Below are 21,882 nucleotides of genomic sequence, written 5' to 3'. Positions count from 1 at the left end.
GAACCTATAAACAAAAAAGCTGTGAGAAAGGCACACAGTTTCCTCATAAAATACAAGTTAATAGTTTGGTTTAGGTTTAGTTAATTAATTCACAAACCAAATTTATGATAAATAAGAATATGAGTCAATTTTTTTTGTGAGGATAGTAGCCATAAAAAAAAGCCGCCCCAGTTGGGGCGGCTTAACTAAAAACTTAAGAACTATTCCTTTAAGGTGAATGTTTCCCAGAATACTCTATATCCACCAGAACCCATATAGCTATAGTATAACTCTAATTTCCCGGTTTCGGGATCATAGTTGGATACCTTAGTTGGATCATAGGGATCACCTAGCTGTACATCATAACTCCAATTCTCAACCGATATCGATATCGCATAGTTATTATCAGGGTCAATGGTTATATATATCTTTTCAGCTGGTCCCCAAGTAGCAAAACTTGTCACACAGGTTTTGCTATTCACTGCTAACAGGGTTTTATCATTATCCTCCTCAACGTAAATATTATCAGGGTAAGTACCATATGCGGGGTGCCTGTAAATGAGATGAGCGGTATAATCACCAGCAAAGAAATTTGCAATGGAAATTAGCGTTTGGGCACCAATCACCTCACGCCCATCGTTCCTGAGCGCTTTCAAAGAAAGTGTAAAATAGTCACCAATCTCAGCATTATCAGGATCGGTTGGAACAACATATCCTTTAGGTAAAGTAGGAATGTTTTCAACCAGCTGTTCCCAAGTTACAGTAAAGCTCTTTTCAACAAAATCCTGTGCATTTTCCTCGTTAATATCAATTGAAGTGAGGAATACCTCATCTGAGGTAGCTGTATCGGCATTGTGGGTAAAACTCTTATACACATTTACCTTTTGAACAGGAGTACCTTTATACACCTTGAAATTAATGGTTACAGGCACACCCTTCCAAGGCACAACTGAGGGTGCTTCTATTTTGCCACCTGCAGTTGCATTGGCAGTAATGAGATCATCTGGTTCTATACACGAACTAGCACCAAATGTCATCGCACCAAGAAGCAAGTAGATAAACAATTTATATGTTTTCATATTCAAATGTTTTTAAAATTAATAAATTATTAGTTGGTAGCCCACCATACAGGGGTATTTAAATTGTCTGGCCCCTGACGGTTAATTGCCTCCTGAAGGTTTGCATTATTTCTAGCTCCCTCATCGGAAGGATAAAACAAACGAACAGGAATCTTACCATCGTTTAAGCCATCTTCAGCAGGAGTTAAAACAGGATAGCCAGTTCTCCTCCACTCAAACCAAGCTTGTAAGCCTTGATCAAACATAGCTAACCATTTTTGGTAGTAAATCTCAGGCAAAGGATCGCCGTCACCATCATAATCCCATGCTCCATCACCATTTGTGAAATAATCAGCAATATAATCGTCAATAGTAACACCAGTATTGCCGAAAATTTCTTCACCAAGGCTAACTATTTCATCACCAAACTGGTAGTACGAAGCAGCAACACCATCTTGATAATAATCCTGAGCAGTTTTTGAACCTCCAACTATATAACCTTTTTGAACTGCTTCAGAGAGTATAAAGTTAAGTTCAGCATAGCTCATAAGCATACCTGGAGCATCTGCTTTGGTAAAATAATCACCCAGTTTAGATGTCATTTTCAAACCATTGCCGAGGTAAGCTGCGGCTTTTGCCGAGGTTAAACCATTTGGAAGCCCTACATAGTCACCACCCCCTTCAGAAAGGTTAGCATAAACCATTACCCTCCAATCTACATATGGATTGTTTGTCCACATAAAATCGATAATGGTTTTACTTACCCTGTGATCGTCGCGAGTTTTACGGTTCTCATTAATTGGATTATTGTTAGGATAAGAGCCCAGATATTTAAGAGCAGCATTGTCATCGTTAGATTCAAAAATAGGGTAAAGGCTATTCTGCTGAACTACCATTTTGGTCATTTCTTGAGTTACAAAAGTTTCATTCTTTTTAGACATCCTTAAAAGTAGGCGCAAACGTAACGAGTTGGCAAATTTCTTCCATTTTAAAATATCGTTACCATAAAGGATATCGCCTTGAATCTCTTGTCCATCAGGATCAAGAAGAGTATTAGCAGAATCGAGCTTTGCAATTAACCCTTCATAGATAGCCTGTTGAGTATCATATTTTGGGGAAATTATTCCGTTTTTAGCCTGAAAAGCTTCGCTATAAGGAACATCACCCCAAAGGTCAGTTACAACAGACATGATATAGGCATGGAGAACGTATCCAACACCAAGGTAATTGTTATGACCACGAGCCTTGGCAATCTCAATAATGGTAGCTACATCGTTTCCTGAAGCAGCATAGAAACTTGACCAAACTGCATTAATTACGCTAACACGGGGAACATACCTATCCTCATCGGTATATTGCACCTTAGCCAGGTGTTGTACCCAACATGAGCCAATTTCACCTCCTAACCAAATATCGTGAACACGGTCGGTCATACTTTCAATGGCGTTGGTTAGAAGCATTTCTGGGGCAGCAAGTTCAGTTGTAGGAGCGTTTTTATTGGTGTTTATCTCCTCAAAATCTTTAGTACAAGATACAGTAAGGGATAACAATGCTACCGCAATGATCCCAAACCTTATATATATTTTTCTCATAATCATTTATTTTTTAAGTATTAAAATTTAACACTAACATTAAATCCAAGGCTTCGAGCAGAAGGAAGCTGACCGAACTCTAAGCCCTGAACATTAGTATTACTAAAAGCAGTTTCAGGATCTATATGGGGAACCTTGGTGTAAAGGATAGCAAGATTTCTACCCACAACAGAAATAGATAAGTCGCGGAATGGGAGGTTTCCAATTTTGGGGAAGGTGTATCCCAACTTTATCTCACGCAGCTTAACAAAACTTGCATCAAAAATACTTGAGTAAGCAATATTATTGTTGAAAGCGGCCTTGTTGTACTCTTCGGCAGAAACAACAACATCGTTAGGAACCCAAGACCCATCGAGAGCTTGCTTAACCCCATCACCTACGATTCCATCTTCACGACCAAGTAATGTTTCTTCAAGAACACCAGCATAGCGACCCCAAGTTGTGGTCATTGTATAGATATCGCCACCCATACGGGCATCAATCAAGAAACTGAAGTTTAAATTCTTATAGGAGAATTCATTATTTATACTGCCAATCCAATCGGGAGTATAATTACCTAATACTTTAAGATCACCTTGTTGAGGCAGACCGTCAATATGAACAACCTTACCCTCTTCATTCCTTAGGAAATCATAACCATATAGGGATCCGAAGGGTTCACCAGGAATGGCCATAACTTGGAGGCTCCAATATGAACCTAATACATAACGATCTACACCTGGGGCAAGCTCTACAACCTCGTTATTATTTTTAGCATAGTTGAATGTTAGATTCCACTCAAAACCTGAAGTTGATTTAACAGGCACTAAGTTCAAGGAAACCTCAATACCACTGTTATTGATTTGGCCTGCGTTTATGTTTTTATAGAGGTAACCACTTGCTGGTGAAACGGGTACGCTAATAATTTGGTCAAAAGTTTTTTGGTTATAGTAGGTAACATCAAGGTTAACACGATTCATGAAGAACCTAAAATTACCACCAATTTCAATTGAATTGGTATATTGAGGCTTTAATTCAAGGTTAGGTAAGGTGTTTGGAACATACATGTTGAGGAGTTTAGTTTGATCGTTCCAACCATCACCAAAAGCCATGGTTTCCTGTAACTGGTATGGTGAAGTGTCGTCACCAACCTGAGCCCAGCTGGCACGTAGTTTAGCAAAACTCAATACATCCGATTCAATTTGGAATAAATCGGTTAAAATACCCGATAAGCTAAATGATGGATAGAAATAGGAATTGTTATCTTTAGGTAAAGTACTCGACCAATCGTTGCGACCAGTAAAATCAAAGAAAAGAGCATTGCGCCAAGCGAATTGACCACTATAATACAAGCTGTTTATTCGTTTTTGGCTCATATAGTTGCTTGTACGCTGTGGAACTTTGGCGTTTGATAATGTATAAACACCGGGAACTGCTAACTCATCGGCCGAACCAAAGATATTTTGATAGAACTGATCCATTCTATTACCACCAAAGTTCAGAGTGAATTCAAGATCATCGGTTACCTTCTTGTTAACTAAGAACAAGAAATCGGTATTAACCTCCCGGAAAGTAGTCTTATTTTCATTATAGTATCCATAGGTATTATCAATATCACCCCAAGCAGCGCGACTGGTAGCATGGTTTGTATAGTAGTCAGCTCCTATACCTACGCGTGCGCTTAACCAATCGGTAAATTTGAAACTGAGTTTGGTGTTACCATAAAAACGATCGCGACGATTGCCGTTTAGGTTTTCATGTAGTGTAAAGTATGGGTTGTTGTGATAGTTGTAGTTCCAGTTTCGCTTTGAACCATCAGGGTAAGTATAATTTTTTAGGTCTTTAATATCAACCTGACGTCCAAACCAGAAGAACTGCTGCATTACGTTTTGAGCATCGTAACCATAAGCTGGGATATTGTTACTGTAAGTGTTAACATAGTTTCCTACTGCAGTAACTGTTAAGCGCTTATGGGGGGTTACACTTGCATTCAGAGAGAAATTATTTTTCTCTTGATCGGTATTAGGAATCATACCCTTTTGTGTGGTATTGGTGTACGATAAGCGGAATGAAGCATTTTCACTACCACCATCAATTGCTATGTTATTGGTATAGGTTTGCCCCAGCTCAAAAAAGTTTTTAACATTATCGGGATAAGAAACCCATGGAGTTGGAACCCTATTTCCAAGACTATCAAGAGGTGAGTTCCACTGGGGAATCAACAGTCCGATGTCAAGTTTTGGTCCCCAGCTCTCATCGGTACCATCATTGATTCCACCACCTCTACCATCAAAAAATTCGAACTGGCCATTTGAACCTTGCCCGTACTCATTTTGAAAATCGGGTAAACGAAGAGGTGTTTCAAAGGTTGTGGTGCTATTTACTGTTACACCCAAGCCTTTAGCCTTTTGTCCACCTTTTGTTGTAATAATAATAACACCATTTGCTGCACGAGAACCATAAAGTGCGGCAGCATTGGGGCCTTTTAGAACCGAAATGCTTTCTATATCATTAGGGTTGACATCGTTGATACCACTACCACGATTAACGCCATAAGTACCGGTGTTACCAAAGTTGCTGTTGTTTATTATAACGTTGTCAACAACAACTAAGGGTTGGTTGTCACCCGACAGCGAATTGGCACCACGAAGAACAATACGTGAAGAAGCACCAACGCCACCTGAAGTGTTAGTAATAATTGCACCAGCAATTTTACCCTGTAGCGAGTTAACCACATTGGTTTCACGTGCTTTGGTAATTTCATCACCTTTTACACTTTGAATGGCATAACCAGTGGCCTTTTCAGCCTTTTTAATACCCAAAGCGGTAACAACCACCTCCTGCATCTCAACAGCTTCGGATTCCATTACCACATCGATTACCGATCGGCCGGCAATGGCAACCTCCTGGGTTTTAAACCCCACAAAGCTGAAGGTGAGGGTTTGAGCATTGGCGGGTACGGCAAGCTCATACTTACCATCAGCATTGGTGGTTGCACCAATGGTTGTACCCTTTACGAACACTGAAACACCCGGCATGGGCATTCCATCCTCGGAACTAGTAACCGTTCCGGTAATCCTTACCGTTTGTGCCTGCACAATGGTTAAGCCAGCAAGCAGCAAACCTGCAAGAAAAACGCTTAGTTTTTTCATAGAACAAGTTTTAGGTTTACAATAGAGGTTAGTAAATTTTCAACAGGGCTAATATATGCTAAAGAATTCAAAAAAACAAGCCATTCTATTAAATTTATTTAACAATCTAATGAAATGAATTTTAAAGCCTAAAAAAGAAAGGCGAAATGTACAAAATACAGGCTGTTGTTAAGATGAATTATTCTAATGGAAACATATGGGCTCTTCAAAAAAGAAACTATTGTGTTGATAGCCTTTTGTCAGTCAACTAGAAACCAGCTCTGGTGGGGAGCAACCTGTCAGGAATACCTTGATCAACTATTATGGTTATAAATGCTGGCGTTTGTTTGCCTTTATTCATTGAACATTCCTAATGCATACAACCCATTTATACCTTATCTTTTCGTTTTTGGGCTTAAACCACCAAAAAGTTGTTGGCAAACGTTAATCCTAAACGTTTAGATACGATTGTTTAATAAATTTTTCTTCGTCATTTCCAAAACAAAAACATTTATTTCCTTACTTTCACTTACTCCAAAGTTCGATATTTATTGGAGTTAAACACTATGTCATCCTGAAATATGTCCATTAAGCCTAAAATTACAATCAAAAAAATGGTACAAAGCAAAGAGGGTGCCATATAAAAACCACGACACCCTCTCAGAAAGAAATACTATTTATTATTAATTATATCCGTAGTTTTGCTGCATGTTAGGGTTGGCATTTAACTCTGATTTAGGAATTGGGAAAGCATAATTATAAGAACCATATGTAGGTCCATTATGACGCTGATTTAATGGATCAACCAAGGGAATATCCTTGCCTGTTCGAGCTAAATCATCAAATCTAAAACCCTCAAAGCATAACTCACGCCTACGCTCATTTAAAATATTGTCTTTAGTAATCGTGGCATAGGCGCTTGCTCCACGTTGGGCAGGAATTAGATTCAGATAATCTAAAGCAGTTAATCCATTCAAACCAGATTGTCCCAATTCAAATAGAGCTTCGGCATAATTTAAAATTACCTCCTCATACCTGAACAGAATAATATCATCAGAATAGTCACTTGCAGGATATTTCCCTAAATTTGTAAGATATGCAGGTGCTTGGGGGTCATATCCAATCATACTAGCCGATGCCCTTACATCAGTTGGTTCAAAGATTGAAAGTAAATCATCTAGCACTCTCACATCACCATATGATGCACCTCTATATATGTATTGCAATCCATTAATATTATTATTATCAACACTGCTATACGCTAATTCAAAAATTGAATTTACGGGTGCATCCTGTTTCCACATATCAACAAACCCAGCTTGAGGTACAATTTGAAATTGCTCTGAAGAAATAATAGCTTCACAAGCAGTTTTTGAAATGTTCCAATCTCCAAAGTAGGTAGCAACTCGAGCCTTTATAGCATTAACAGCATATGTGGTAACATATTGTTTTGATGCCTCATTGTATGAAGCATTCATAAGCGAAAGTGCTTCATCTAAGTCATCATAAATAAATTGTTTTACCTCAGCAACAGTATTACGAGCAGGAGCTATATTAGAACCTTTATATTCCTTGATATAAGGAATACCAACATTATTACCATTTGTAACATGTTGTTGACCGTAAAGTTTAAGCAAATCGAAATGAGCTAAGGCTCTGATAGCTAATGCCTGGCCAACGTAGTGATTAATTTGACCTTCGTCACCATCTAAACCAGCATTCTTTTTAGATATAACTATATTGGCAGAAGCTATCACTCTGTAAATTTGAGTCCAAGTATCAGTTGCATAGGCATCCGTATTACCCATATCCATTGAAGCAGGAGTGATTATACGACCTGAATTACCATTTGCATAGCAATTATCTGAGCGAACTTCTCCGTAAACAATAAAGTCTCGACCATAGTATGGGGTTGTAGTAATACGATTGTACATGCCGTTTAAAACACCCCTGAGATCTTCAACCGTTTTGATGCTTGTTTCCACATCTTTATTTTGCGCTAAAGTAGGCTCTAGGTCATTTTCAGTGCAAGAAAACATAGAAAATGATAGCGCAAAAACTGTTAGTATTAATATTTTCTTCTTCATTTTATACTAGAAATTAAGATTTATACCAAAGGTCATAGTTTTTACAGGAGGGTTAGTAAACCTGGTAAAGCCGTCAGCTCTAACTTCGGGGTCATACTTCATGTCTTTATCCTTAACCCATGTGTAAAGATTATTACCTCTTGCAAAAATAGATATAGTACCCTGATAACCAATTTTTGTTAATAGGTTCTTGGGTAGATTATATCCAATAACTATATCTTTTAACCTTACATAATCTCCATCAAAAAGGAACCGGGTAGAAGAACGCGAAGCATTATAGCCAGTACCATCAAATGTAACCATTGGAACATCAGTAACATCACCTGGATTCTGCCATCTCCTCATCAAATCCTCCACACCTTGATAGAGGTCAAATGAATATCTACCAGAATGCCATGTATAAAATGACCAATCTTCAAATACTTGATGACCTCCAGCAAAGTATAAATTGGCATCAAAATAGATTCCTTTAAAATCTATATGAACAGAAGCACCTCCTGAATAGGTAGGAGTTGCACTCTTTCCTTGTAGTGCCTGTCTTGCTGCATAATAATCATTGGTAATTCCTTCTGAATCGTCTTTTCCGTTGATATACCATTGAGGCAATCCAGTATTTGGATCAACGCCTGCATACTTTCTAAGATACCATTCGTAGATTGGATGCCCTACATCAATCTTTCGTGTACCAGTTTCAATCACGATGTAGTTACCCTCACCATCTTTTGCAAGTTTTGTTACTTCATTAGCGAGTGTAGCAAAATTGAACGAAACATTAGCGTTGAAGTCTTTAGACTTAACAATGTCAACGTTAATGATGGCTTCAATACCCTTATTGACAACTTCACCAACATTTCGAGTAACAGTACTATGGCCTGAAGTTAGAGACAAGGGTACATCTTGTAAAAGGTCAAAGGTTTTCTTGTTAAAGTAAGCAATTGAACCACTAAAACGATTCAAAAATCCAAAATCGATACCTAAATCATAGTTGTTATTTTTTTCCCAGGTAAGGAAATTGTTGCCATAGCCCGAAGGGTAAACAGCACCCTCTCCTGCATAATCAGCATCAAATGCGAGTAACGCTTGGTATGCATTAAGACTAATGCCTGAGTTACCACTTATACCATAAGAAGCTCTTAAACGAAGGTTGTCAATGAAAGTAACATTTGACAGAAACTCTTCTTTACTGATATTCCAAGCAGCACCAAAAGACCAGAAGTTACCAAACCTATTACCCTTGGCAAATCTTGAAGAACCCTCACGTCTGTAAGTAAAGTCTGCAATATATTTACCTTGGTAGTTGTAATTTAACATACCTAGATATGAAGCATTCATCCAATCGGTGTAGGATGATGATGCATCTTTATTAGCTCCAGCAGAAGCAACATTTGTTAAACCATCGGTAACAAAACTTTCACCATAAGCATATACATAACGATCTTTATTCTTTTGATATTCAACCAAAGCCATTGCTTGAATATTATGATCACCAAAAGAATAATTATAGGAAAGAGAGTTTTGGAATACGTAATTAAAAATTCGTTGCATACTCTCTTCAACAGTACCATTCTCACCAAAACTATCACCGTAGTTTCTATTCTGATAATTTTTATAGTTAATAAATGAGAAGTCAAGAGATGCAACTGTCTTGTATTTTAACCCTTTAATAATTTCCCATTCCAATTCGTTATTGGTAATACCTCTGGTGAAATCATTATATTTAACATCGTGATCCTTAAGGTATAACCAGTTATAAAGGTTTCCAACATTTAAATTTGGAGTTCCATCTGGGTTTTTAGGGGCATACCAAGGCGACATGAAATACTTTGACATCATTGGGTTGGCAAAGTAAGCCGACTGTTCCAAAAGCAAACCATTTTGGAAAACATTAGATACATTATTGTTACTTGAAAGTTTAATCTTCTCCGTTAACTTTTTGGAATAATTTAGCACTCCGCTAACCCTTTTAAAATCAGCGCCTACTGTAATAGATTCAGTTTTATTGTAGCCTAACGAAGCATAGAAAGAAGATGAGTTATCGCCTCCAGTAGCTGAAATCTGAATATTTTGCATAGGGGCATTTTTATTTCTCATTGCATCATCCCAATCGTTAACTGGTCTTCCGGCGTCAATCCATGCTTTTAATAGTTGGGCTCTAACATAAGGTGTTGATGAAGTTGGTAATGATAAAGCCCAATTATATGCTTGATCTTCAGTAAATCCATAAACAGTACCATAAGTATTATAAAGGGCTTCAAGGAAAAGCTCTTCGCGTTGTGATCCTGTAAGAACCTTGCGACCTTCAACAGCCTTATTCTGGAATCCATAAAACGCGGTTGCTGAAAATTGAGTCTTTCCTACTTTCCCTTTTTTTGTAGTAATTACAATAACACCGTTTGAACCACGAGCACCATAAGCTGAAGTGGCAGAAGCATCTTTCAATACCGAAATTGACTCAATGTCGTTGTTGTTAATCGCAGATAAAGCGCTTAGAGTACTCATATATGAACCAGCTCCTGACAAGTCACCGTTAATAACGGGTACCCCATCAATTACAACTAACGGTTCATTTGATGCACTTAAAGAGCCTGCACCGCGAATTCGAATATCTTGAATTGAACCAGGAGTACCAGAAGATGCAGAAATTGTCATACCTGCAACCTTACCTTGCAGTGACTGATCAACAGAAATTACAGGAATATCCTTAAGAGCCTCACTCTTTACCTGAACAGTAGAACCAGTTAAAGAATTTTTAGTTCTTGTCGTATATCCTGTAACAACAACCTCCTCTATCTGCTTCGATTCGGGTTTCATAACCACATCGATAACACTGCGGCCAGCCACAGCAATATCCTGTGTTTCGTACCCCACAAAGCTGAAGGTGAGGGTTTGAGCATTAGCGGGTACGGCAAGATCATACTTACCATCCACATCGGTGGTTGCACCAATGGTTGTACCCTTTACAACAACTGAAACACCCGGCATGGGCATTCCATCCTCGGAACTAGTAACTGTTCCGGTAATCCTTACCGTTTGCGCCTGAACCAAGGTTATACCGGCCAGAAGCAAACTTGCAAGAAAAACGCTTAGTTTTTTCATAGAACAAGTTTTAGGTTTACAATAATAGTTAGTTAAGTATATTATTTCCGCTGCTAATATATGTAACACTTTTTTAAAAAGCAACCGTTTTCGATATATTTTGTTAACAAAACGAGTGTTAAAAATGAAAAACTGAAACACTTTTTGTTTATTAAATTGATATACAATTTCTTATAAATATCTTAGAATGTTGAAATAATCCAACTGTTCGTTATAATCTGTAGGGCAACTTGGGCAGAACCTGAAGTATTGTTGCCGTAGAATAGATGTGCCAAGTAACACCCATATCCCTTTTATTTGGATTTCCCAAAATCGCACTTTGGAATGCTTCCCTTTTGCAATGCAACCTTGATACGCCACCCTTTGTATTAAAATAGCGTGCATCGCCATAAATATTTGGAATATCGCCATTCCCCAAAACGCTGGCTCTCAATTTGTCGTTACGGGGTGTATTTCCCCTTGGTAATGGGTAGCGAGGCTGTTCGGCATTCATGATATGATACGGAACACAAATGATACGGATTTGGGGGATTTGCACGGTGAAATACTGCAAGTAACCCTATGTGAATCGGTGACAATGATTTAGTTAGCAGAACTAATGATAGTCCTTAACCGTTAAACGCTAACTGTTAACCGCTCATGCGCCACAATTAATCTTTTACCCCTTAACTTTTCACTTTTCCGTCCGGTCTGTGTAACCTTTTTCACCTAAACCTGGTATAAGTTTAAAAGAAATTTGCACTAAACTACAATTATTTGTATTATTGCATTGAAGTTTAACCCTAAAAAACTAATTGCCTATCGATAGAAACTCTACGCGCTAACCAAATTTAGGGAGGTAGCCGTGAATACTACAAGTCGTTCCGACTGTGAGTTTTTGTCGGATTTTATTGCGGGCAATAATTCAGCTCTTGAAGCATTATATAAAAGGTATGAACGTAAGGTTTACACCTATGTGTTGCTAATGGTACGAAAACCCCAGTTGGCTGAGGATATACTTCAGGAGACCTTTATAAAAGCCATTAAATCGGTTAAGGAAGGTAAGTACTCCGAAACAAACCGTTTTGGCTCGTGGCTAATGCGTATAGCGCATAATATGGTTATTGACCATTTCCGGCAAAATAAGCAGTACCGCGTAATATCCAACAACGATTTCCCGATGGATATTTTTAGCACACCGCGTTTTGCTGAAGCTACGGTTGAGCAACGCTTGGTGTATGAACGCGTGCTGTACGAAGTACGAGCGCTTATCGACTTTTTGCCCGAAGAACAGCGCGAGGTGGTCATGCTGCGCTTTTACGGCGACCTTAGCTTTAAAGAAATTGCTGAGATTACCAATGTTAGTATCAACACAGCTTTAGGACGTATGCGTTACGCGTTAATCAATCTGAGGAAAATGGTGAAAGAGAAAAACCTTAACCTTGAGTTTGAAATGGCTTGGTAGGTTGACCTACTGGATTATGGTTGTTAGCTGACGGCTGATGCTTGATAGTAATTGCTATACCACCCGTAAAACAAAGCGCTAAACACTAATCCCTAAACACCGAACCCGTGGGAAAGAACAAGCTAAAACCCAAGGAACTTCACTTTCTGAAAACAAAAGGGAACTTCGATGTTGCTGCTATTTGCCGTGAAGCCAATATCATACTCCGTAGCCAGCGTGTTACAAAAGGTGAACTACTACAATACCTAAGCAATGCTGTTGAAACACCTGAAGTAATTGATACCGACAATCGGTTTAAAACGCTTGCCCTTTACCTACAGACTAAAAATATTAACAGTGTTGATTCAAAAAGCAATGAGCTGCAAGGTGAGGTTACATTACGTAAGCCACTTAGCTACACAATTTATGGAGCCGAGGGTATAGAGCCCGGAGCAATTGAACAAATGGAAAACGCCATGAGTTTGCCCGTTACTCTTGCGGGTTCACTTATGGCCGACGCCCACGAGGGGTACGGTTTGCCCATTGGTGGTGTTTTAGCCACAACCGGAAACGTTGTTATTCCATACGCCGTTGGTGTTGATATTGCCTGCCGGATGTGCATGTCCGTTTATCCGATTAATCCACAGATTTTTGGAACCAAAAGTGAGATGTTAAGCCAAATCCTGCTCCGAACTACCATTTTTGGAGTGGGAAGTAAGAATAAAAACCATATCGACACTTCGCTTTTTGACAAAAAGGAGTGGTCGGCAACAAAGGTTATAAAGCAGTTCCGCAATCTGGCTTACAGCCAGTTAGGAACATCGGGTGGCGGTAACCACTTTGTGGAATGGGGCGAGTTGCGCATTACCGAGTTCGACCCTTTGCTTGGAGTTGAGCCCGGTTGCTACCTGACATTGCTATCACATTCAGGATCGCGGGGGTTTGGCAGTGAGATAGCCCTTTACTACTCAAAGCTTGCCATGGAAAAGGTGAAACTACCAGGCAAAGCCCGTCATTTGGCCTGGCTCGATTTGAATAGCCAGGAAGGACAGGAATACTGGCTCGCCATGAACCTGGCCGGGGAATATGCATCGGCTAACCACCATGAAATCCACGCCAAGGTTGCAAGTGAGCTGAATGAGAGTCCCCTAAGGATGATTGAAAATCACCATAACTTTGCATGGATTGAGAGCCTTCCCGATGGACGTAAGGCCATTGTTCACCGGAAAGGCGCTACACCCGCCCACCCTAATTCACTCGGAATCATTCCAGGCTCAATGGTTCATCCTGCCTTTGTGATAAAGGGCAAGGGCAATCCGGCTTCGCTTTCATCGGCATCGCATGGAGCTGGCCGTAAAATGTCCCGATCCAAAGCGTTACAAACGTTTACCCAGGCTGATCTAAACTACATCTTAGAGAAATGGGGCGTAGAGCTTATAGGTGCAGGGCTCGATGAGGTGCCAATGGCATACAAAGATATCGATACAGTAATGGCCTACCAATCCGACCTTGTAAGTGTGCTTGCCAAGTTCTACCCCAAAATTGTGAGAATGGCTAACCCGGAACGGAAACATCGCTGGGAATAATCCCAGACTCGCCAATTGAAAAATTCAGTTGACAAATCGAACATCAAAGCTTTATCATTCCCAAATTTCAGAATGTACGATTTGGATAGGCAGGGATTACCTGAACAAGTCGATAAAACCAAAACGTTTGAGGACTTATAGGGTGCCTACTGAACTATTCTGAATAATTTTTTTTCAACTTTAAGCAATACCTTACGGTACATATACGTTTTGATATTGAAACCAATCAACCAATTTGCCTATGGTAAATTTCTACGCAGTGCGAAACAAAAGAGTTGATAGTAAATCCAAAAAAGGGGCATCGCGTAATGATGCCACAGGGCATAATACATATAAGCAAAGAGAAATTGAAAGGTATTTTACTGATTACCTAAGTAAACTCGAAAAGGTAACACCGCCAGCACCCGAAAAACAATTCTATCAACTTTTATCAAAAATTAAAGATTAAGGCCGAAAAAAAAATCGGCCTTTTTTGTTGACTTTTCTATAATTGATTAATATATTTACAATATCATTTTAATATCATTTTAATAATGACAACTATGGAAAAAGAATTTCATCCCAAATCGGGCTACCTGATGCTGGCAGCCTGGTTTATTCTGGTAGCAGCAACCATTAGCCTGTTGATTTTAACAGAATCGCCATGGTACGCTATTGGCTTTTTACCAATAGTGCTGATTATGCCAGGGTTTATAGTGGTAAACCCAAACGAATCGGCAGTGCTGATACTTTTTGGAAAGTACATGGGCACCATAAAGCGCAACGGTTTTTTCTGGACAAACCCATTCTACCTAAAAAAGCGAATATCGCTTAGGGCACGCAACTTTAACAGCGAGCCCATTAAGGTTAATGACAAAGTTGGTAATCCCATAATGATTGGGTTGGTGCTTGTTTGGCGCGTAAAGGATACCTACAAGGCATCATTTGAGGTTGATGAATATGAACACTTTGTGGTGGTGCAAAGCGATGCTGCACTCCGGAAACTGGCAGGAATGTTCCCATACGACAACTTTGAACACGAGGAGGAAGAAATTACCCTACGAGCAGGCGGCGAAGTTGTTAACCATAAGCTCGAAAACGAGCTAATAGAAAGGTTAACCATAGCAGGTATACAGGTGATTGAGGCCAGAATCAACTATATTGCTTACGCATCGGAGATTGCGGGGGCAATGCTTCGCCGACAGCAGGCAACGGCAGTAGTGGCTGCCCGAAGCAAAATTGTGGAGGGTGCTGTTGGAATGGTTCAAATGGCGCTCGACCAGCTATCGCAGAAACAAATTGTTGACCTTGACGAGGAGAAGAAGGCGGCAATGGTTAGCAACTTGATGGTTGTGCTATGCTCCGATGAATCGGCAAGGCCAATTGTAAATGCCGGAACACTTCACCAGTAGTCATCCATGAGTAAAAAGAAAACATTTGTGTTACGAATCGATCACGAAAAGTTTGCTGCCCTGGAAAAATGGGCAGCAGACGAATTTCGTAGCACCAATGGGCAAATAGAATGGATTATTGACCAAGCACTCAGGAAAGCCGGAAGGCTTAAAAAATCCAGGTTAAAGGAGAAGGGAAATCAAAGCGATGAAAACCAAGAGGGTTAGAGCCAAGTAAACATGCCCAAAATGAGGCTGTGGAGACTTTGTGAAGGGTCAAGCTTTAATGGCTGGTAATACTGGCGCTAAGCTTTTTAATCCGAATTATGCGTTTTACAAAGCGTAATCGATTAAGATTTGTATTTTTTCAAAACATCTTTAAAAACACAAAATCGCTATTAAACCAAATACATAATGTAGCTTGGTAAAAATTGTCTCCTAACGATTAAGTTGGTTTTAACATTCAGAATCGAAAATTTACCACCCTTTACTTGTGCAGCTACAAATACACGTATTTTTTTTCAGTTTGCGATGTGTAAAGCACTAAATGTGCTCGATTTACTTGAGGCATAAGGTTATACGCCATTGATCAGGTTTGCGGTATGGCAGGCTACAACGCCAGCCGTTTCGGTCCGTAACCTCGATGTGCTTAGGCTAACCTCCCTGAAACCACTATTTAGCGCAAGGTTTACTTCGGCTGGAGTGAAATCGCCTTCGGGGCCAATGAGAACCAGTACACTCCCACCCCTCTGGATAACCTGCTGAAAAGGAGGTAAATCCCAGCTATTACAATGAGCTATTGTTTTAAAATCGGCCTGATGGGTTGATTTTATGAAATTTTTAAATGGTTGAATTGCATTAATAGTTGGCAGGTATGCCTTTACCGATTGCTTCATGGCTGAAATCAAAATCTTTTGCAGCCTATCAACCTTAATATCTTTACGCTCCGACCTATCGCAAAGCAGAGGGGTAATGGTATCAACACCAATCTCGGTAGCCTTTTCCAAAAACCATTCAAACCTTTCTATGTTTTTTGTAGGCGCAATGGCAATATGCAGATTAAAAGGCCTTTTACCGAACTCATGCTGGGTTGAAACAATTTGAACTAAACAGCGTTTGGGGTTGTCATCGGCAATACGGGCTTTATGCAGATTTCCACGACCATCGGTAAGGAAAAGCTCATCGCCTAACTGCATCCGTAGCACCCGAATGCAATGCTTGGACTCGTCCTCAGGTAGCCTATACTCATCGCCTTCAATTTGTGGGGCATAAAATATCTGCATGGGAATAGCGATTCAAGGTTTAAATTGTAATACCGTGATTATTTTTTGTCAAGCTAAACATAGCGCAATACCTCGTTGGTCATTCAGTAGTTCAATTTTTCCTGCTATAGTTGAACAGATTGATTAGAAATACAATATTAGCTCAGGAGCAATACTTAACCAGCATTGATGCAAATTTACAATTTCGACCGAAGTTTTTAACTTTGAGTTGGCAAATTTCAGAATAAAAAGATGAAAGCAATTGGCATCCTATCGGATACGCACGGATTTTGGGACAAAGGGCTTACCGAATTTTTTGAAACATGCGATGTGATTTGGCATGCAGGTGATATTGGATCGCTTGAGTTGGCCGATAATTTGGCTAAGTTTAAACCCTTGCGTGCCGTTCATGGCAATATTGACGACTACAAAACCCGACTGGTTTATCCCGAAACACAGCTGTTTACAACAGAAAACGTAAATGTACTGATTACCCATATAGCGGGTACCCCAGGACATTACGATCAAAAAGTTAGGGAAATCCTTAAGGAGAAAAGGGTAAATATCTTAGTGTGTGGACACAGCCATATACTGCGTGTAAAGTACGATAAGCATTGGGATATGCTATACGTAAATCCGGGAGCAGCGGGTAACAGCGGTTTCCATCAGGTAAAAACAGCAATTAGGCTAAAAATTGATGGTTCTAATATTTTTGAACTAGAGGTTTGGGAAAAAAAGAGGGGCATTTAATCATCTTCATTCCTCTCCTTATTTGGGTTTTCGTCATCGGATTCAACCGGAATATCGGACTTAATGCCAAAGGCTAACTCCTTATAGCGGCGCTGAGCTATGTTTAGCTCACGTTTTGATCCAATCATATACTTATAACCCATCATTCCTTTTGAAGGTTTTACCTTTCGCTCTCTTGATTTTTGGGAGGCAATGGGATTATAAAATTCAGGATTGGTGGCACTGACAAACATTACCCCATTGGCATAGTAAAACGAGTAATACTCGTTGTCGCCAAGATGGATGTAAAGGATTAACCTATCGTTAAAGCGTCCTTTGTAGTACTCAATGAACCCATTCACAAAACGGTTTACCTGAATATTACCAATTGTACCCACACCAATTTTCCCAACTGAAACAAACGATTTATTCTGAGGATCCCACCTCAATTTAACATCGGAAAGCATAATGGTACTCTCCAGGCTTTTGGGCATCTGTGTAAATGAACCAAAAAGGGAAAGTTGACTTAACGCTTCGGGCAACTCCTTGGGATCAAGCCAATCGTATAGCATTTTACGGTAAAGCTTACGGCTTAAGTCAACCTTATCGAGAGTGATGGAACCGCTTAGCTGGGCGGCTATAGCCTCAAGGGCTTTTTGGTTGAAATGAAAGTTCAAACGGACGATTGCATCAATGGTTACGTCGTTTTTCTCCAGTTTATGGATTACGCTACCGTAAACCTGCGAGGTAACATGGCCTAACTTTATGGGTAATCGCACGTTGCCCTCACCAAAAGCCCAGCAGTAGTCCTTTTGGAGGCTAACGCTATTCCCTGATGAATCGGGGTTATCTAACTTGTATAGGGGAGCAATGGTAAAACGGCGGTTTTTATTGTTGAACTCCATGTATCCTGTAGCTGTTACCAGCGATGAATCCTCCCAGAACTTGCGACTGCGCAAAAGACCACCATACAATTTTAAAGAATCCTCGGCAATGGCTGTTCCGCTAATTAAGCGATGGAGGTTCATGTTGCGAGGATCAGGGCCAATTGGGATTAAAACCCGCTTGGGATTGATTGACGATTCAAATCGAACCCACTGACCAATGGTTCCTGGGCAGTTGTAAATTGGCTTTGCCCCACCCTTAAAGGAAAGGAACTTTTCAGGGGCACTGAGGCTAACGCTACCAATGTAAGCAAAATTTGGGCTTAACCTAAAACTATCGGGCTCAGTTATCGTACCCTCGGCATAGGTATTCATATTGTTATCAGAGTAAACCTTTGGAAAGTAGATGGTTTGTATTGAATCGCGTTCATCAACGTAATCGTAGTATGCCGAACCACCGTAGCTTTTCCGTCCGTTAATCTTAATCTCAGCGTCATGCAAAACATGGTACGCCGTTGCATTGTTAGCCCTAACCTTGGCATTGGTGAACTTATACATACGTTTGGTAGCATCCACCTCAACCTTTTTGTTTTTTGGAAAAACCGTAGCATCGGCAGTTATAATATACTTAACACTATCGGCAACCAAATGTATTCTATCGGTATTGTAAACTGCCCTTGGTGCGAAGAAGTATAGTGAGTCCTCGGCCGGCTTGGTACTGAAAAACAGATTTCCACGGGGTATGCTGTCCCTATCAACCATGTTGCTAACCCTAAACTTTCCGGCCAAAACATCTTCCTGAACCATTAATGTTTCAAAGTAAACCTTATACCCTTTGAGGTCCCATTTAAAACGGTCGTGGTAAGTACTATACCTTAAAGCATCGAGCGAAGCAAAAATGCTTTTGCCAACTCGGCTGACCTCGCCAAGCATGTTTGCAAAGTTAATAGTCGCCTTGACCTGTGCAGTTTCAAGGGCAACGCTATCGGTATTAGTTTTAAAAATAGTTAGTGTTGACTCGTTAGTGGCTAGCGCATTTGAGGAGTACTCGAATAGCGATGACGAGAGTTTGCCATTGGGCACATTCAGTAAACCAGCTCCGGTCAAGCCCAAGGGCTGAAGCTGTAGGTCCCCGCTAAAAGTTGCCAAGCTATCGTAAAGCACAAAGGGTTTTTCACCTTTGGATATAAACATCCTATCAGCCTTAGGGAGCCATTTGATGCTATGTTTATTGCCTTTAACATTTGGAAACTCAATGCCAGTCTCCCTTTTTGCAATATGAAAGCCCGTAGATACAGTAACCATTGAATCGGGGAAAAGCATCATTCTATCGGACTGTGTAGTTGATGTAATATAATCGATACTACCATCAACAAAAAGCCCCTGATTGCTCAGGTCGATTTTATTAAAAACCCACCCCTTACCTTTATAGACAGCCATGCCCTCGGAAGGAGTAGTAGTGATAAAACCAAGGGAGTTATCGGGACGAATACGGAGCGTTTCCTCAATGGGGGCGAGAATATTACCGGAGTACAGAATTCCCTTGAAATTCATGTCAGCCTTTTCAAAGTTGTCCATGTTTTGGTAAACAAAAGGCTGAATTTCAAAGTAAAAGGAGTCGCGTTTATAAACGCCCCCGTATATGTAAGATGCATCGTAGTAAACGTAAGACTTGCTGGTACAGTTGAATATGGGGTACTGCGGGTTGTACTCCCTACCCGACTTATTGTAGGGTTTATCAATAAGTATATCGCCTGAGATTATGTGAAGTGCATTGGCTACCCCCTGCAATATCCTTCGACCGTAGTTATCGCGGTAATCGGTTTGGTAATCAATAATCAGCGAATCAACTTTATTCAACTCAACCTTAAACTGCGAATAGTCAAACCTGAATGCTTTACCGTAAAAGGTAAATAAACCAGCCCTAACGCTACCTCCAAACTCAAAATTCCTGTTTTTCTGGAAGGTAATACTTTTCTTGTATGGGGAAATAAATACGTTTTGCGAATCGCTCACAGAAATATAGTTTACCCCCTCAATGGCAAGATTTAAGTTATTTAAATCGAGGCGAGCATTGGGCTGTGTACCGGGAGTAGTGGATTGAAACCTGATGACATCAAAATCGGTTCGGCCAAAACGGGCCATTACATTATACTTTAACTTATCGGTGATGGTAACCTCGTCGGTTTCAAAATTGTAAAGCACATACCCTAACTTGGCTAAGCGCATCATGGCTATTTTAACTTCCTCAGGCGCTCTGCGCACATGTACAGCCAAATCGGATGCTAAAAAAGTGTTACTTTTAATCCTACGAGTATAGTTCCAAACGGTAAGCACAGGATGGAACTCACTGGCATCCATCATGCTATCGAACAGGTCTTGATTGAAAAAGTTCTCCGACTCAAACTCAGCCTTTGATATTGAAGCGCCTAAGCTGCTACCAAAGGTAATTTCATCCTTTTCAATACTCCATGTTAGCTGGTTTGACCAAAGGTTGATTTTGTGGTATGAACTGTAGAAAGGACTTTGAGTGGTTAACCTATCGGTAGGGTTTACCATTACAGTTCTTGTAGGATTATGGTATGCAAACGATAAACCGTTATGGTATATTGAGTCTTTATCAATGTAAAAAACAACCTTGGCTTTATCCGAGCTTAAGCGCGACTGCTCAATTAAAACCATTCGCCCCTCGGCCACCATAAAGGGTTTTCCCTTTCGGTGAACTGTTACCTTGGCCAAACCACCATCGGGGCCAATTCCAACTAACTTGGAACCTGTAATACTGAAATTTCCTGAATAGTCAACATCCTTAAAGATATTCTTAACCTCAAACCATTTCTGGTAGGGGTTAAACTCAGGGTAATCAACTATTCCCGACTGGTATATTGGCGTAACCTTATCCACAATTCTGCCAAGAATAGGTTTTTTGAAGTACTCAGGATAATTTAGCAATACAGAATCGGCTGTATATTCACTTTGCCTTAGCTCAATTCTGTACCTATTGAGTGCCACAAAAATTTTTGATTCGTCGAATTTTGAACGAATCCATGTAACCTTACCGTTTTTCCCCTCCCACGACTGCTTAATTATATCCAGATTACCCGATGTTCCTCTTATAAAAATACTATCGGTGCGATTGTTCCTGCAAATCAGGTTGATATTCTGGAAGTTAACCAGCAAATCGTTATTTTTTAAGGTGAGGGTATACGAATTTGCTGGTAAAACCTTCCATGTGTGGGAAGTATTTATGGAAATAAATGAACTATCGATAAGAGAACCAGAAAAACGAATCAATGTTCGGAGATTATCGGATTTAATAAATCCATCAGCCAATGCCTTGTTTAAGTAACTGAACCATGTTTCGAACTGATTTTTTGCATACTGGTTGCGGTAAAAATCTGCTATGAGTTTTACATAGCTTAGTATATAAGACTTATCGTCGGGCAAAACCTCGAGAATCTGATTGGCCGTACCAATAATTGCCTCTTTTTTTGATATTTCGATAGTATCGGAAAGCCAAAATGCCGGGAATCCCTTTAAAAAAACCTCTTCCTGCTCCTTCACTTTATCGCTTACAAGCGAATTAAGTTCCGCAGGGAAAAGGGGTACCTGGCCGGAAAACTTCTTATCCTGGCTATTGAACACAGCATACAGAAGGCTAAATGCGGTAAGCAGCAGCGCAATTATCAATATTCTTCTATACACA

The 21,882-nt window shown here is 40.0% G+C and carries 14 protein-coding genes; 6 read left to right on the top strand and 8 right to left on the bottom strand.

What is annotated here, in order from left to right; translation table 11 throughout:
* Positions 1 to 200 precede the first annotated feature (200 nt).
* From AB6811_RS09170 to AB6811_RS09145, 6 genes are all read right to left on the bottom strand, one after another.
* Complete coding sequence (locus AB6811_RS09170) at positions 201 to 1,058, bottom strand: hypothetical protein (RefSeq protein WP_369490151.1); 858 nt, start codon at positions 1,056 to 1,058, stop codon at positions 201 to 203.
* 29 nt (positions 1,059 to 1,087) lie between these two features.
* Positions 1,088 to 2,629, bottom strand: a complete 1,542-nt coding sequence (locus AB6811_RS09165) for a SusD/RagB family nutrient-binding outer membrane lipoprotein (protein WP_369490150.1) — start codon at positions 2,627 to 2,629, stop codon at positions 1,088 to 1,090.
* Between the two features lie 20 nt (positions 2,630 to 2,649).
* On the bottom strand, positions 2,650 to 5,760 hold the full coding sequence (locus AB6811_RS09160) for a SusC/RagA family TonB-linked outer membrane protein (RefSeq protein ID WP_369490149.1): 3,111 nt from the start codon (positions 5,758 to 5,760) through the stop codon (positions 2,650 to 2,652).
* Between the two features lie 662 nt (positions 5,761 to 6,422).
* The gene (locus AB6811_RS09155) at positions 6,423 to 7,826 is read right to left on the bottom strand and encodes a RagB/SusD family nutrient uptake outer membrane protein (RefSeq protein ID WP_369490148.1); all 1,404 of its coding nucleotides are present in this window, start codon (positions 7,824 to 7,826) and stop codon (positions 6,423 to 6,425) included.
* Positions 7,827 to 7,832: 6 nt separating this feature from the next.
* Complete coding sequence (locus AB6811_RS09150) at positions 7,833 to 10,922, bottom strand: SusC/RagA family TonB-linked outer membrane protein (protein ID WP_369490147.1); 3,090 nt, start codon at positions 10,920 to 10,922, stop codon at positions 7,833 to 7,835.
* 211 nt (positions 10,923 to 11,133) lie between these two features.
* Positions 11,134 to 11,415 (bottom strand): hypothetical protein, encoded by a 282-nt coding sequence (locus AB6811_RS09145; protein ID WP_369490146.1) that lies wholly within the window; start codon positions 11,413 to 11,415, stop codon positions 11,134 to 11,136.
* Between the two features lie 351 nt (positions 11,416 to 11,766).
* On the opposite strand from AB6811_RS09145, the gene AB6811_RS09140 reads away from it, so the two are divergent.
* From AB6811_RS09140 to AB6811_RS09120, 5 genes are all read left to right on the top strand, one after another.
* Entirely contained in the window at positions 11,767 to 12,366 is a 600-nt protein-coding gene (locus AB6811_RS09140; RefSeq protein WP_369490145.1) for an RNA polymerase sigma factor, read from the top strand.
* Between the two features lie 107 nt (positions 12,367 to 12,473).
* The gene (locus AB6811_RS09135; protein WP_369490144.1) at positions 12,474 to 13,931 is read left to right on the top strand and encodes an RtcB family protein; all 1,458 of its coding nucleotides are present in this window, start codon (positions 12,474 to 12,476) and stop codon (positions 13,929 to 13,931) included.
* Positions 13,932 to 14,172: 241 nt separating this feature from the next.
* Positions 14,173 to 14,379, top strand: a complete 207-nt coding sequence (locus AB6811_RS09130; protein ID WP_369490143.1) for a hypothetical protein — start codon at positions 14,173 to 14,175, stop codon at positions 14,377 to 14,379.
* Between the two features lie 85 nt (positions 14,380 to 14,464).
* Positions 14,465 to 15,322 (top strand): SPFH domain-containing protein, encoded by an 858-nt coding sequence (locus AB6811_RS09125; protein ID WP_369490142.1) that lies wholly within the window; start codon positions 14,465 to 14,467, stop codon positions 15,320 to 15,322.
* Between the two features lie 6 nt (positions 15,323 to 15,328).
* A complete protein-coding gene (locus AB6811_RS09120; RefSeq protein WP_369490141.1) occupies positions 15,329 to 15,529 on the top strand; it encodes a type II toxin-antitoxin system antitoxin in 201 nt (66 codons plus the stop codon).
* A gap of 347 nt (positions 15,530 to 15,876) precedes the next feature.
* On the opposite strand, the gene AB6811_RS09115 is transcribed toward AB6811_RS09120, so the two are convergent.
* Positions 15,877 to 16,584, bottom strand: coding sequence for a 16S rRNA (uracil(1498)-N(3))-methyltransferase (locus AB6811_RS09115; RefSeq protein WP_369490140.1), 708 nt, complete (start codon positions 16,582 to 16,584; stop codon positions 15,877 to 15,879).
* A gap of 231 nt (positions 16,585 to 16,815) precedes the next feature.
* Here AB6811_RS09115 and AB6811_RS09110 point away from each other — a divergent pair, with 231 nt between their 5' ends.
* Positions 16,816 to 17,313 carry a metallophosphoesterase family protein gene (locus tag AB6811_RS09110; protein ID WP_369490139.1) on the top strand — a complete coding sequence of 166 codons (498 nt, stop codon included), beginning with the start codon at positions 16,816 to 16,818 and terminating at the stop codon, positions 17,311 to 17,313.
* Here the strand turns inward: AB6811_RS09110 and AB6811_RS09105 are convergent.
* Complete coding sequence (locus tag AB6811_RS09105; protein WP_369490138.1) at positions 17,310 to 21,881, bottom strand: hypothetical protein; 4,572 nt, start codon at positions 21,879 to 21,881, stop codon at positions 17,310 to 17,312. The two genes, AB6811_RS09110 and AB6811_RS09105, sit on opposite strands and share 4 nt — an antisense overlap.
* Position 21,882: the final 1 nt, after the last annotated feature.

The organism is Tenuifilum sp. 4138str (genome assembly GCF_041102575.1).
In the GTDB taxonomy this organism is placed as follows: domain Bacteria; phylum Bacteroidota; class Bacteroidia; order Bacteroidales; family Tenuifilaceae; genus Tenuifilum; species Tenuifilum osseticum.
Note: the sequence above shows the minus strand (reverse complement) of the source record. Positions and strands in the feature narration are given on the sequence as shown.